Source organism: Saprospiraceae bacterium (genome assembly GCA_016717265.1).
GTDB lineage: Bacteria > Bacteroidota > Bacteroidia > Chitinophagales > Saprospiraceae > Vicinibacter.
Genome location: JADKFX010000001.1, coordinates 3,057,180 through 3,072,160, shown reverse-complemented (window position 1 = coordinate 3,072,160; position 14,981 = coordinate 3,057,180). Strand labels below are relative to the sequence as shown.

The window sequence follows — 14,981 nt, the reverse complement described above, 5'->3', positions numbered from 1 at the left end:
AAATTATTCCTTATAAATAGCTTAACCATCTATTTTCTTTATGACTTTTTTTATATAAATCATACCATTTACATAGAGGATATAAAGTTAACACAACAAATATCCAAATTAAATAAACTACTATAAGAGGATACCCTTCTCCTGGAATGACAAAATAAAAGGGAAAATTTTGACCTGTGTTTTTAATATTTTCTAAATTATTTCCATTTATAAAAAATAAAATGGCTGCTATTAAATGGATCCAATAAATGTGCGCTATGTAATAAAAAAATGGCACACGACCGTAATTTGATATAATTCTAGTGAACCGATTGTTTTTATTTTCTAGATACGATAATATAAAAAATGCTGGACCTATTGTCATACAAATAAATAAGAAAGATGGAGGATATTTATTTACATTGACAAATGATAAAAATGTTGAAATAAAATCTTTATTTAAATTCCATGGAATGGGATCGCCATAAATATTTGTATACCGAAGGACAATGAATATTGCAATGAGTGTGAGCCCTAAATAATTAAATACCCGTATTCTTTTTTCAATAGAATGGGCTTGGGTATATAGTTTACCAGCACAGTAACCTGTTATCATGATTCCGGTCCATGCAGGAAATGGATAGACAATAAATACCGCATGATTTTTGGCATAGGTATAAGCTGAAAAATGACCAGAATGAAATAAGTCCCACCAAAATCCAGGTTTAAAGTCAGGATTTGACTCGGCAATATCAAATAGATTATGGCCGATGACAATAAGCAAACCAAGAGCTAAAAGAAGTTTATAAGGTAGGTGAATCAATATGCCGAGCAATATCATACTTATACCAATTGCCCATATTACTTGTAGAATAATAAAATTATAGTTAGGATTAAAGGTCCAGCCAAATGAAATAATAATGAATTCTGCAAATACTAACCATAGTCCTCGGAATATAAGAAATTTACTGAGCTCTATTTTTGTTTTTCGTAGGCTTTGAAGGTAAATGGAGCAGCCAGACAGGAATACAAAAATTGGAGCGCAGAAATGGGTTATCCATCTAGTATAAAAAAGTGCTAGTGTAGTAGTTTCAAGATTTAGAGGATCGTCAGTATTGGCTGTAATGTGAAAGTAATCCCGGACATGGTCTAGGGCCATAATGACCATTACAATACCACGCAAAATATCGATGGAGTCTATGCGATTTTGTAATATTTTTTCGGATACATTCATATAAATTCTGATTGACCGGCTAGGTATTCCTTTTTATTTGAAATTGAATTCAATTAAAGGCGTGTTTTAATGTTTTTTTTTGAATTTAAAGAACTGGATTGAACTTTATTTTGATTCTACTTGACGCAAATAAATTTATTAAAAAATTGCCCTTTTCAATTCAGAACTGAAAAGGGCAATCATTTCAACATTTTTTTTCCAGATAATTGCTTATACATTATTTTGGTCTCCAGGCACCTAAAATTGCACCCATTACTGTAAATAATAGGAAGGTATAAAACCCATCAACCATAGAAAGGCTTATTGGATTTCCTGCAAATCTATTTCCAGTGTAAATACCGAATAAATGAATCAAACCGATTACGGCTCCTAAAGTCGCACCTGATTGTAAATTAAAAGAGGCTGTTTTGTTAACTAACCAATTCATTAAATAAGCATAAACAAGTAAAGAAATCGCATTCACAATCATAGGCATCGATGAAGCAGGCATGTCTATACCATTTTTAAACATTTTACCAGCTGCGTCCATAGTGATTCCATTACCAGACATCCATTGATTTTGGAACAACACACCATACCATAAAAATCCCATTGCCATACCAATGATTGCACAGGTAATAATTGCAAGCCAATTTGTTTTAGTTTCCATAATTCGTTTTGTTTTATTGTTTAAAAAATAATTAGTTTGAATTTTTTATTATTGAAATTGGTAAACTATGTGTTATTTTATCAGTGGAAATCTGTAAATAATATATGCCATTAAAATGAGCCTCTAAATCAATGCTTGCATGATAATTATCACTCCAATCTGGTATTACAGAAATACAATTACCGAGCAGATTGCACAATTCAATTTTACGGATATTTAATTTTGAAAAAGTAGCTAGTTTTAAGTGGACTGAATTTTTACATGGGTTTGGATAAATTATATTATTTTCAGATTTGGTGAATGTTTGTTCATGGGTTGTTGAATTTTCAAAATATAAAATATGACCTGTATGTGTGCAAATAAATCCATGATTTAGATCTGTCATGTCAATTGAATATAAGTGTTCTGTACCTAAAGGACTAGCAAATTTAATCCAGTTTAAACCACCATCCTTTGTACTTAAGATTGTGCCGTTAAAACCACATACCATACCATTTGTTATATCTGTAAAATCAAGGTCAAATAAGGCTTCTTGTGTCCCTGAGTTTAATCTGATCCAGTGATCACCTCCATCCATGGTTTTATAGATTCTACCGATATCGGCACAGGCATATCCAACATCTTCGTTTACCATTTTAATACTGCGAATCCAATCTGCGGGTGATTCAAAAGGAAAATCAAGTATAGGAAACCAATTTTCACCGAAGTCAATACTTTTATACAAGACATTGGAGCCTGAAGCAAAACCAACTCCTGATTTCGTAAAATAAACATCATAAAATAAGTTTTGGATTCCGGATTGGATAAGACTCCAATCGGTTCCTCCATTTATACTTCTAAGGATGGTTCCATTTGAGCCTACTGAAATTCCAATATTCGCATCTATGAAATGAATACCCCAGAGTTGTTCTGTAGTTTTGGTATTCATAGTTTTCCAGCTGTTACCTCCATCTGTTGAGCGTATAATGATGCCATTATTGCCACTCATAAAGAGTGTACTGGTATCTTGTATAAAGATATCCATGAAACGCATAGAAGTATAACCTGAATTGGAATTCTTCCAGGTTTTTCCGCCATCTTTAGTTAGGTGTATGTTTTCAAATGATCCATTATATAGACTCCCTGCGGTAATGCCAAATTGGTTATCGTAGAATTTAATTTTGTTGAGTGTTTGGGATGGAATAAAATGATATAGATCTTTCCATTGTTGTGAAAAGAGTATTGTTGCAGACAATAAACATATCAAGAAATTAAAATAAAACCTAAATTGGCTAAAGCTTCCACTATTCATCAAAAGCGAAAATACAGAAAGTACGGGAATATACAATGGACTGAATTTATTTATTTAAAAATTCAGCTCAAAGGTGTGGTAACATGGACATTTTTGGATTCTACATTGGTAATCGATTTATTTTGAATAGATGTAGCAAAAATAAGCATTGAAATAGAGCCCAGGAATGCATAAAACATATCTGATTGTGTATCCCAAGCATAACCTTGAGTCCCTAGAAATGCTTCTGCATCTTGTTTAGAAATAATAGCGACCATCCATTCACCAAGCTCATACAAAGCACTTACACTGAGACTAATGCAAATGGTTAAAATTGGTAGCCATAATTTATCTTGAACTATTTTTTTTCGAATAAACAATTCTCTTGAAATTAAAGTAGGGACAAAGCCTTGTGCAAAATGGCCGACTTTATCATAGTTGTTTCTTGTGTGGTGAAAGGCATCCTGGATCCAGTTAAAAAAGGGCACTTCAGCATAGGTATAATGCCCACCAATAAATAGAATATAACAATGGATGAGAATAGTATAATATGTAACATTGGAAAATCGAAAAGATTTGTAGGTATAAAGGAGGACAATGAATCCAAGAATAGCAGGTAGTACTTCTAGCTTCCAGGTAAAATAATCCAATGGCTTGATACCGGATACGATGAAGCCAATACAAAAAAGTATAATTAATACGGTATATCTTTTCATAAATTTTTACGTCTCAATATTGAAAATTATTGTTTAATATTTTATTTATAAGAATTTAAATTTAACGCAGGATTTTGTATAAATTTTTTGAATTTCTGATTAATGACTCAAAGGCCTTTTTTTTATCATTCCACCTTTGGTGTCTTTTATACTGCTCATTACTACGAAAGCATTTGGGTCAATTATTTCAATTTCATTGTTAAGCCTATTTAATTCCAATCGGGTAACCACAGTATAAACGATATCCGTATTTTTGGTTTCACCTTTTTTGCCAAATCCTCGTTTCCCATTGTAGACTGTAACTCCTCGACCTAGTTTATTCATAATCATAAAATGGATCTCATCACTATGGGTTGAAACAATCGTAACACCCGTATATTCTTCAATGCCTTCAATTACAAAATCTAATGTTTTAGATGCTGCAAGGTATGTGACCATGGAATATAAAGCAATTTCAATAGATAAATAATATGCTGCGGCAGAAAAAATTAAAATATTAATTATTATAATTATATCACCAATAGTCGCACCTAGTTTACGACTTAAATAGATTGCAAGTACTTCAGTTCCGTCGATTACAGCCCCGCCGCGAATTGAAAAACCGATACCAGCACCAAGAAAAAAACCACCAAATAAGGCCACCAATAGATTATCTTTTGTTATATCTGGAAAATTAATCGTAGCCACGACAAAAGCTAAACCAGAGATGGCTAATGCAGTTTTAACAGCAAATGATTTACCAATAATATGATAGCCTAGAATAATAAATGGAACATTTATAAGGATTAATACAGCATATAATGGAATTGTAGTCAAGTTAGATATCAATAGCGAAATTCCCGTGGCTCCACCATCTATGAATTTATTCGTAAGTAAAAAACCTTTAAATCCAAAGGCAGCAGAAAAGATTCCTATAGTTATTAAAATACTATCCTTTATATTTCGAAACGTATTAATTTTAAGTTCGCGTAAAGCTTTTGCTAATTTATAATCAGATGTTATGAATTTTGCTTTTTCCTCATTTGACTTTAAGGTTGTTTGAAATAATATTTTCTTCCAAAATGATTTCATAATTGATCTTGTATTCGATTTTGCTACTATGGACTAAGATATGGAATTCTATTCAAATGAATTATTTTATAATGGATTACTCCAAATAATGAATTATTTGATAAATTGAATTCTTGAAAAAAATCTCATTTTTTATAAGCAATAAAATTGCATGAAGGTTTGGTTATTTAGCATTCAGCTCTATAAAATATTGGAAGAATTTTAGTATTGTGAATTCGTAATTTATGGTTAGCTAGCCTCAATTTTCAAGGAAGTCATTGTCAAAGATCCTCCAACCGCTTTATCATTAAAAAGACTTAATGTATCGTTTTTGCTTTGCAATGCTAAGCTATAGAGTAATGGTAAAAAATGATCCGGACTAGGAATTGCAAGATTCATTGCCTTCCCTTGAGATTTATAGTCAATTAAAGATTTATGGTCACCTTCTAGAATAAATTTTTTTAGTTTTTCACTCGCTTCCGTCGCCCAATCGAATGCATAATTGCTTGAATTGAGTTTATCCCAGGCAACGAGCCCTAAATTATGTACCATATTCCCGCTACCTACTATAAGTACCCCTTTATTTCTGAGTGCCGATAACTCCTTCGCTAATTCATAGTGATATGGAGCTGCCTTATAGTAATCAAGGCTCATTTGAATGACAGGGATATCTGCATTGGGATATAAATGCTTAATAACGCTCCAGCAACCATGATCTAAACCCCAGTTTTCATCTAGTCCTACTGTTGTTTTTTGAATTAATAATTTTGTTTCATTTGCTAATGAGGGACTTCCAGGTGCAGGATATTGTACATCAAACAAAGCTTGGGGAAATCCGCCAAAATCATGAATGGTTTTTGGTTTTGCCATTGCAGTAACAAATGTTCCATTCGTTTCCCAATGTGCTGATATACAAAGTATTGCTTTTGGCTTTGGCAATGTTTTTCCAAGCGCTCTAAAGCCTTTTACGAATTCATTCTCTTCAATGGCATTCATTGGACTGCCATGACCCAAGAATAATACAGGCATTCTCTGTGTTGGAGAGAAGGTTTCAGTTACTTTATAAAGTTCATTTAGTTTCATAAAAACAGCAGCTACAGGTATAATGCTTAGGCTTTTCAAAAATAGTTTTCTGTCCATATTGCATTCTAATGAATATAAAAATTGGATTTTAAGGGCATATGCTATTCGACTTCCCAGCTATAATAATTATGCTCTTGATCTAATGTAAATTTAACTTTAGGATATAGTTGATTTCCAATAATATTGGACTTAGCGGTTTCCAGAATCACGCCACAACCATCGGAATCTAAACAATGTTTTTTGCAAGCGTCAATGAGTGCTATCGATATTTTTTTATTCCGAAACACTGGATCCACATATAAATCATTTAATAACCAAAGTCTTTTCATTCGGGTAGATGAAAATAAGGGATATAATTGTACGAATCCAACAATTTCATTGGTAATTGTTTCTGCAATAAAAATTATAGACTCCCCATTTATGAAGCGGTCAGCAAGAAATCTTTGTGCGCCTTCTGTATCTGATTCCTTCTTGTAAAAAACCCGATATGCATCAAATAATTTAACGAGTGGTTCCAGATCTGTTAATAAAGCTTTTCGGATTTGTGTCATATGGTTAATTTATATTTCGTTTATAACTATTAATTTATTAAGCTCAATAATTTATTTCAATGATAGTTATTATACAAATAATTTTTAATAAGATAAAATTAATTCGAATTCTGTTTTTTCAGTTGCACAAGGAACGGAGCAATCCATAAATTTTGGATATTTTCCATCTCCTAATCTACAGTTTTTGCTGAATGCATATTTCTCTATTGCAACCCCCATTTCATTTAAATCTATTTTTCGATTTCTATTTTTGTCTTGAACCACCGCTACACAATATGGGCCTTTTTGAACTCCATAAAGCAGCCAGGTATATTCATTTGAATCAATATTGTATCCATTTGCTCCTCCTGCAATTGGTATTTGATTTAAAAAGTTTTCTTCACTAGCTATAATTGCAAAATTAATATAAGCTAAACTTGAATCTATTGTTTTAAATAATAATACTAAGGTGGTATAGTTGCGAACATAGGAGTTATCTTGATTTGAATTAAAATAAAATTGATGTTGACTAAGCTCCACAGGCTCCAATAGATTTAGTCCAAGTCCTAAAAGGCTAATTTTAAGTAAGTCTGTATTCGCAGGGACATCATAAGGTTTAAATTTAGTATTTAATGAACCTTTTTCTTTAGTATTTATGAGACAAGCTGTTATTTCATGTTCAAAATTGAATAGTTTTATATCCATTTGTTTGACTTTATCACAAGATTCTGTTTTGAAGTAAATCAGTTTTTGTTTTATGTCATATGCTATACTCCAATATGTTTTGAATTTTCCTTTCGAAATTTTAACATTCTCTAAGGATTCAAAAACCGCTTCCACTGTAATTGGGATGTTTTTAAATTGTATTGCCTCTAGTTCTCGTTGTAGTACATTATATCTATGTAAATGACTGGAGTTAGTACCTTTTAATTTTCCAATTTGCTTATTATAGTTTAATTGTGATGTGGTTGCTGGGTAATTTGTGATTGCCTGGCATTCATGCGCCATTTTATTTGTAACGATCGGCTTGTTGTTTATAAAATCAATGACTACTGAGTTTCCACTTGAATCGGCCAGGATATAGTGAATCTTTCCTTTAATTGGTCTGATTTGAAGTTTATTGAGATTTTCAAGAACTTCATTTATGGATTCATAATTATCTAATTGATATTGTATCCATTCTAATTCGTTTAAATAGTTTTTTCCAGAGGAGTCGCCATAATTTGTAAATTCTAACCAAAGCATTTCAATTGTTAATCCTTTTTCATTCATGCCACCATAGGGCATTTCTTTTCCATTTTGGTTAAACGTAATACTCCCATATTTGGAAATCCATTTTGTTGGAATTCCGGTATATGTAATAAAAGCTTGTTTTTGGACACCTCTGATATTCTTAATGAGGTAACCATCACCAAATGTCCAATCAAAATTCTTACCCATGAAAATTTGTTGATCCTTTTTAAGGACTAATGCTGAACAAGCCATACACACTGTGGATAGCAGTAGGATGAATGTTGTGAGGATCGTATTAGATTTCAAAATAGTTCAGTTTATTTTAATGAAATTGAATGTATAGTATCAGCTTGTCCGTTTAACGATATAATGAAGTTGAATTAATTCAGTTGGATACCGTTCTATTTTTTTAAGTTTTAATATTTGCTGCGGACAGCCAGTTTTAAATAATTTAATTCCATCTCCAAGGAGGGTAGGTATTACGGAGATTATAAGTTCATCAATAAGTCCATCCTTTAAAAGTATATTTACAATTTCTGCTCCTCCATCAATGAATATATTTTTACCAGGATTTGATTTTAATTCATGTATTAAGTGTTTCAATTCGCCGGTATAAAATTGTATATTTCCTTTAGCTGGTCTTGCGGTTCGGGTTATTATGTAAACTGTTTTTTCTAAGTGAGGAAATTCCTGAGCATGATTCATTACCCAATCATAAGTTTTCCTTCCCATGATCACAGTATCGATAGTTTTAATAAAAGCTGAATAACCATAGTCCTCATTTTCATCCTGAACTGAAGACAGAAAACTTAAATCGCCTTCTGATGTGGCAATGTAGCCATCAAGACTGCTTGCAATATATAAAATCACATTCCTGTTCACAGAAGAGGTGTCATTCATTTTATTTTTAATTATTTTATTCAGGCTTTAGAAATTCTTGAGTAAAATGTTCCTTATGTTGAGGTTGGGCAAATTTTGCTGCATTATATTCAAGAGAACATCCTTTTGGAATCGAAAGAGATTTCCAATTTTGATTGCAAACCATTTTTCCGATATAAATTATTTGTCCAATATGATATGGATAATGAGCCAATTGTCTATTGATTGCTTCCATTACCGAATGTCCCATATTTCTAATATAAACGGTCTTTTCTAGATCTTTTTGATTTAATGCTTTTATGGCCGTAAATAAGCAGCTCCACCCTTCATTCCATTTATCTATTAATTCTTGTCTTGAGTGGATATCGTTATAAAATTCAGCATCCCGCTGTCTCCATTCTTTTTCTCCATCCGTTGTTAAAAAATCTGTCCACCTGGAGCACATATTACCCCATAAGTGTTTGACAATTATTGCAATGCTATTGCTTTCTTCATTAGGCTGCCAAAATAAAAATTCATCTGGAACTTGGTTAAATGTTTTCTCTCCAAGCATTTTATAATATTCAAATTGTTTTACTGCACTTTCCAAGTAGTCTTTTTCCATAAATACTGAATGATTCTTTAATGAACTAAAAAATTACAAAGCCCTATATATTGGCCTGGTTAAACAGGTTGGTCCGCCTCCTCCTTTTACACTTATTTCTTCACCTTTGTACAAACTTACTATACAACCTTCATTTTCTAATAATTTTTTCACTTTTGGATGGCCTTCAACCATTAAACAATTGCGTGGCGCAATGGCTAAAACATTACAACCCATAAGATCAAATTCTTCCGTCGGAACCTCAATTAATTGATATCCATTTTGTTGTAAATACATTCGAAAACGGATGGGCAACAAGGGTGAATATACAACGGCCAAATCCTTATCAATCGGACTAAAAATCGACATTAAATGGAAAACATCATCTGGACCTTTGTAATGGGGGAGCGGTACTCTAATAACTTCGACTCCAATGGGTTTCAAGAGTGATTCTAGTTGATTGATTCCTTCTTCATTCGTTCTATAAGACTGACCAACAGCTAGCGTTGTTTGATCCAACCAGGCAACGTCACCCCCTTCCAAGCTACCTGGAGAAAGAATCTGCCCTAAGACTGCTATATTTTGCTCATTAAATAATTGTTTCAATGCAAAGGGTTCGTTTTTTCTGGCAGCTTTACCCATGTTGCATAGTATCATTCCATGGTCGGTGGCGATTGCTGCATCCCGGCAATAAATTGAATCCATATTTACAGCATTATTTTTCGGTAGATACATTATTGTAGCCCCCATTTTTTTTAATGCCTTCTCAAATTGTTCGTATTCTAGGTTTGCCAGTTCAAAATTTGGTTTACTAAAATAATTTAGTTCATTCCAATGTGTATCTAGATGAATATCATCAATAAAAGCTTGATTTGCACGTTTGATTACCACTGATTTTAATATTCCAAATTCGGAATGACAAGTTAGTTTCATGGAAATATTTTGTTGTATAGTTAACATTTAATACTAGTTAACAAAGCATCGGTTTGTTTTATAAAAATGAACTGTTGTTTGATAAAACATAGAGAACATTTAGTCTGTTTTCTTTTTCAAGAATTTAATAAGTACATAAAACGGAATGCCAGACATTAATAATATAAAGCCCCAATATACAGTTTCTTGACCGGAGCCAGCGATTGCCCACAAAGAAAAGAGAAAAGCAAAGGAAGCTATCATAATCGATTGCATCCAACTTGATTGGGAGTCCATGCTTTTTTTTCCGAATTTAAGAATAATATATGCTGCCGATGAAAAAAGATATGGAACTAAAACTGTTAAAGTAGAAAGTAAAATTAAAAACTTATACTGTTCAACTAATGCTTTTGAATAATTCATTACCATTAATATAGAAACTAAAAGGCTGGAAATTATAATTCCAAGAGCAGGAACACCATTACTATTTAATTTGGAAAATAGAGGAGGAAATAATTTATCTTTTGCAACAGCAAAAGGTATTTGGCCTTGAATTAAAATCCAACCATTTAAAGCACCAAAGGCAGCAATGGCGACACCAGCACTTACCCAATATCGAGCTTGATCTCCCCAAAGAATTGCTGCTGCATCTGCAAAAGGCGTAACAGAATGTGTCAATTCACTAGCTGGAATCATTCCAAGAATACTGAAACTACTTAGGATGTAAATTACACTTGTCAACAAAGTGCCTAGCATGGTTGCTTTAGAAATTGTTTTTTCTGGATTCGAAACATTGCTTGAGGGGATCGTTGCACATTCTAAACCTAAAAATGCAAAGAAGCTTAGCGTAGCAGCTGATGATATGGCTGCAAAATCAGATTTTCCAGTAGCATTATAAGGTATAAAATTATCCAGATTTATATAAAATAAACCAAAAATTCCAATAAAAATTAAAGGCAATATTTTTAAAATTGTGGTTATTAATTGCAATTTTCCGGAGTGGACAATACCTTTCGTATTAATCCAGCTTAAAAACCAAATTGCAGATAATCCAGTACCGATTGCCAGGTATGAATTATATGCAAGAGCCGGAAAAAAGGTGCTTAAAGCACTCACAAAAGATACACTGATCGCAGCATTAGCGCACCAAATGGATATCCAATAACCCCAGGCTACTAGGAATCCAACAAAATCTCCAAATCCTTTTTGAGAATAAGCATAGGGACCACCATCAGCTATTGGGAGCAACTTACTTAAATTGCTAAATACTTTTGCGAGAAAGAAAGCACCAATTGTTGAAAAAACCCAACCAATCAAACTTATACTACCAAAACTAGCAAGTGCAGCCGGCATTAAAAATACCCCGGAGCCTATCATGTTTCCAACCACTAATGAAGTGCTTGTCCATAAACCCAACTTATTCTTTTGCTGAATTATAGTATGCATCTTAAGTTTAGTTTTAGAATATGCAGGCAAGATACAATTTTAAAATTAGCATCCAACTTGAAAATAATTCAATATAATTGAAGATGTAATTGTTACAATATTCAAAGGATAGATCACGCTAAAATTTTATGAAAATGGTGATTCTTTTTAATTTTAGTTTAGATACTTAAACAAGGCTTTATAAATTAGCATAAATTGGTAAAATTCCCAAAAGTATATTTTTCTGTGGGAAGGATCAACTTCCATTTATATAGGCATTAGAATATGTCAACAATGCTTGTACTCTTAAACATATAATTAAAAAGACGAGAATTGACGTGCTTTTAGTTTTGAAAATTCAGAGCTAGAATATTTTATTCTTTTATAGAACATGACGAGTGTGACTATGCTGTTCAAAGTAAAAAAAGACTCAGATAGATTGATGCGGAATCATTTAAAAAGATTCTGTTATTGTGAATTAAATTGAGTAATTAGGTTTCATAGTATTCATTTCAACAGGAGTACTTTTAGCCAAGCTTATAAATTTTTTATATCTTTTTTTAATTGGGAACTAAATTTTAATGAATCCTTTTTCTGTAAAAAATAGTGAAAATTTGAATCCAATTGAATTTGATTATAGGCTGGATGAACGGAGCGTAAAATATCAAGATAAATTTAATTTGGGAGATTTGAATGAAGTCAAAACATATCTTAATTTTGTCTAGGCCTAGGTTTTACACTATAAATTTGTGAAATAGGTTATAGTTTAGTTGAATGTTAGGTATTATTGGTTCCACATATCAAATAATTTCAATATATTGCAACGATATTATTTTTTAACCTTCAAAACTTAACGAATTATGAATTCATTTATCGGGCTTGGAAAGTATCTCTTCGCACTGCCGATTGCAGTATTTGGTGTTTTGCATTTTATGCATGCTGACGGAATGGCTGGAATGGCTCCATTTGGCGGTGCAGCAGTAGTGTATTTTGTTGGTGCTTGTTTAGTTCTCTTTGCAGTGAGTGTATTTTTAGGGAAGTATGACAAACTTGCGGCAGTATTATTAGCAATTTTAATGATTTTATTTATTGTTTTGATTCACCGCACTGCTGCTATGGCAGGTGATATGGGTTCCATGTTGAAAGATTTGGCTATTGCCGGTGGTGCCTTAATGTATGCCGGAAGCTATTCTAAGGATAATAGCATTATTGGCTAAATATTTAATGATTTTATACAGAGGCCGGAGACTCCGGCCTTTTTTTTTGCTTGTTATAGTCAACTATGTTTGCAGCTATTTTTATAGAAATTGAATTAGATTTGGGGCACAACAAATTTGTTTAATTTGCGATTTTTACTTGAGTTATCATATAGAGGAACTTCCTATTTCGGTTGGCAAGTGCAATCTGAAGGAACGACTGTACAAGGTGTACTTCAGGAGAAGTTATCTTTATTATTGCAACAGGTAGTCGAAATTGTTGGTTGTGGCAGGACTGATTCAGGGGTTCATGCATCTCAATATTTTGCTCATTTTGATGTTCCTGAAAGTTGTGTAAATCAGCTTTTTCTTAAATCCATGAACGCAATGCTTCCAAAGGATATCGCAATTCTTTCTATAACGCAAGTAGCAGATGATTTTCATGCTCGTTTTGATGCAATTTTAAGAAAATATATATATCGAATTCATCTTAATAAAGATCCATTCGCTCCTTTTTATAGTTATTATTTAAGAGAAACAAATTTTCTTTCAATTGATTTATTAAACCAAGCAGCTAAATTGATTTTGCAAATAGAAGATTTCAGATCTTTTGTCAAAACGGGCAATGAACTTGAAAATTTTTATTGTAAAATTTATGAAAGTCAATGGATTCAAATTGATGAAAATCATTTTGAATACCATATAGCAGCGAATCGATTTGTAAGAGGTATGGTGCGTTTGATTGTCGGTATGTCAATTAATTTTACGCTAAATAAAATTACGATGGATCAAATAGAGAATGATCTAAAAGCGTATCGTCAAATAACAAAATCATGGAGTATTTCAGCTGAGGGCCTTAGCTTGGTAGAAATACAATATCCTAAGAACAAACTAAAGCAATTATAAAGACTGAATTTCTGGATATAATGGGAAATGCTTCATGTATTCATTTATATTAGATTTAGTGTCTTTAATTTTGCTTATATCAGTCCTGTTTTCAACCAAATAATTAATCCAATCAGCCGCTTGGATAAAATCAGCTTCCTTAAATCCGCGAGATGTTAAAGCAGCAGTTCCTAAACGAATACCAGATGTAGTCATTGGTGGTGCTGGATCATTTGGAATCATGTTTTTATTAGTCGTAATGTCAGCTTGAATTAATAATTGTTCAGCTTCCTTACCTGTAATATTTTTAGAACGTACATCCACTAGAAATAAATGATTGTCGGTACCTCCGGAAATAATCTTAAATCCACGCTCTTCCATGGCAGTGGAAAACGCAGATGCATTTTGAATTACCTGCTTTGTGTAACTTTTATAAGAATCTGATGCAGCCTCTCTGAATGCAACTGCTTTGGCTGCAATTACATGTTCTAATGGACCGCCTTGTATGCCTGGAAATACAGCACTATTTAAAAGTTGTGACATCGGTAAAAGATTCCCTTTTTTATCTTGTTTATGAATTGGGTTATCAAAATCTTTACCCATCATAATAATTCCTCCGCGTGGACCTCTTAAAGTCTTATGAGTAGTAGATGTAATAATATGACAGTAGGGTAGTGGATTATTTAAATGGCCTGCTGCAATTAAACCTGCAGGATGGGCTATATCCGCCATTAAGATTGAACCACTTTCGTCAGCGATTTTTCGAAACATGGAATAATCCCAATCCCTGGAATATGCAGAAGCACCACAGATGATTAATTTTGGTTTGTTTTCTATAGCTTTCTGATACACTGATTCCATATCAATTCTTCCGGTTTCAATATTTACACCATAGGATACAACTTTAAAATATTTACCACTAAAATTTACAGGAGACCCATGGGTAAGATGCCCACCATGAGCTAAATTAAGACCCATGATGGTGTCTCCAGGTTTCAACAAACTTAATTGAACCGCCATATTCGCTTGTGCACCGGAATGGGGTTGAACATTGGCATATTCTGCGCCAAACAAGGAGCACAAAGAATCAATTGCAAGATTTTCAATTTCATCAATCACTTCACAGCCACCATAATACCGTTTCCCTGGGTATCCTTCTGCGTATTTGTTGTTTAGCCAGCTGCCCATCGTGCGAATTACATCAAGGCTAGCAAAATTTTCTGAAGCTATGAGTTCAATACCTCTGCGTTGTCGGTTTAACTCTTTAAATAATAATTGATTGACAAGGGAATCGTTAATCATGATACCTACTGAATGTTTTTAAAAAGAATTGACAAATATAAACAAACCATTCAGA

At 32.8% G+C, this 14,981-nt stretch carries 15 protein-coding genes; 2 read left to right on the top strand and 13 right to left on the bottom strand.

Annotation, left to right across the window (positions count from 1 at the left end):
- Positions 1 to 10: 10 nt before the first annotated feature.
- From IPO86_12015 to IPO86_11960, 12 genes are all read right to left on the bottom strand, one after another.
- The gene (locus IPO86_12015; GenBank protein ID MBK9728831.1) at positions 11 to 1,213 is read right to left on the bottom strand and encodes a DUF1624 domain-containing protein; all 1,203 of its coding nucleotides are present in this window, start codon (positions 1,211 to 1,213) and stop codon (positions 11 to 13) included.
- Positions 1,214 to 1,430: 217 nt separating this feature from the next.
- Positions 1,431 to 1,862 (bottom strand): DUF1761 domain-containing protein, encoded by a 432-nt coding sequence (locus tag IPO86_12010; GenBank protein MBK9728830.1) that lies wholly within the window; start codon positions 1,860 to 1,862, stop codon positions 1,431 to 1,433.
- A 31-nt stretch (positions 1,863 to 1,893) separates the two neighbouring features.
- A complete protein-coding gene (locus IPO86_12005) occupies positions 1,894 to 3,096 on the bottom strand; it encodes a T9SS type A sorting domain-containing protein (protein MBK9728829.1) in 1,203 nt (400 codons plus the stop codon).
- A gap of 119 nt (positions 3,097 to 3,215) precedes the next feature.
- Positions 3,216 to 3,848 carry a DUF2238 domain-containing protein gene (locus IPO86_12000; protein ID MBK9728828.1) on the bottom strand — a complete coding sequence of 211 codons (633 nt, stop codon included), beginning with the start codon at positions 3,846 to 3,848 and terminating at the stop codon, positions 3,216 to 3,218.
- A gap of 99 nt (positions 3,849 to 3,947) precedes the next feature.
- Positions 3,948 to 4,919 carry a YitT family protein gene (locus IPO86_11995; protein ID MBK9728827.1) on the bottom strand — a complete coding sequence of 324 codons (972 nt, stop codon included), beginning with the start codon at positions 4,917 to 4,919 and terminating at the stop codon, positions 3,948 to 3,950.
- A gap of 228 nt (positions 4,920 to 5,147) precedes the next feature.
- Positions 5,148 to 6,038 carry a 4,5-DOPA dioxygenase extradiol gene (gene ygiD, locus IPO86_11990; protein ID MBK9728826.1) on the bottom strand — a complete coding sequence of 297 codons (891 nt, stop codon included), beginning with the start codon at positions 6,036 to 6,038 and terminating at the stop codon, positions 5,148 to 5,150.
- A 44-nt stretch (positions 6,039 to 6,082) separates the two neighbouring features.
- Positions 6,083 to 6,532, bottom strand: a complete 450-nt coding sequence (locus IPO86_11985) for a GNAT family N-acetyltransferase (GenBank protein ID MBK9728825.1) — start codon at positions 6,530 to 6,532, stop codon at positions 6,083 to 6,085.
- An 84-nt stretch (positions 6,533 to 6,616) separates the two neighbouring features.
- Positions 6,617 to 8,050 (bottom strand): linear amide C-N hydrolase, encoded by a 1,434-nt coding sequence (locus IPO86_11980; protein MBK9728824.1) that lies wholly within the window; start codon positions 8,048 to 8,050, stop codon positions 6,617 to 6,619.
- A gap of 39 nt (positions 8,051 to 8,089) precedes the next feature.
- On the bottom strand, positions 8,090 to 8,644 hold the full coding sequence (locus IPO86_11975) for a dihydrofolate reductase (GenBank protein MBK9728823.1): 555 nt from the start codon (positions 8,642 to 8,644) through the stop codon (positions 8,090 to 8,092).
- Between the two features lie 16 nt (positions 8,645 to 8,660).
- The gene (locus tag IPO86_11970) at positions 8,661 to 9,227 is read right to left on the bottom strand and encodes a DUF1572 family protein (protein ID MBK9728822.1); all 567 of its coding nucleotides are present in this window, start codon (positions 9,225 to 9,227) and stop codon (positions 8,661 to 8,663) included.
- Between the two features lie 33 nt (positions 9,228 to 9,260).
- Entirely contained in the window at positions 9,261 to 10,139 is an 879-nt protein-coding gene (locus IPO86_11965; protein ID MBK9728821.1) for a hypothetical protein, read from the bottom strand.
- Positions 10,140 to 10,238: 99 nt separating this feature from the next.
- A complete protein-coding gene (locus IPO86_11960) occupies positions 10,239 to 11,564 on the bottom strand; it encodes an amino acid permease (GenBank protein MBK9728820.1) in 1,326 nt (441 codons plus the stop codon).
- An 839-nt stretch (positions 11,565 to 12,403) separates the two neighbouring features.
- Here IPO86_11960 and IPO86_11955 point away from each other — a divergent pair.
- On the top strand, positions 12,404 to 12,760 hold the full coding sequence (locus tag IPO86_11955; GenBank protein ID MBK9728819.1) for a DoxX family protein: 357 nt from the start codon (positions 12,404 to 12,406) through the stop codon (positions 12,758 to 12,760).
- 126 nt (positions 12,761 to 12,886) lie between these two features.
- Entirely contained in the window at positions 12,887 to 13,645 is a 759-nt protein-coding gene (gene truA / locus IPO86_11950) for a tRNA pseudouridine(38-40) synthase TruA (protein ID MBK9728818.1), read from the top strand.
- On the opposite strand, the gene IPO86_11945 is transcribed toward truA, so the two are convergent.
- Positions 13,640 to 14,926: a serine hydroxymethyltransferase gene (locus tag IPO86_11945; GenBank protein MBK9728817.1), complete on the bottom strand. Its 1,287-nt coding sequence runs from the start codon at positions 14,924 to 14,926 to the stop codon at positions 13,640 to 13,642. The two genes, truA and IPO86_11945, sit on opposite strands and share 6 nt — an antisense overlap.
- Positions 14,927 to 14,981 lie beyond the last annotated feature (55 nt).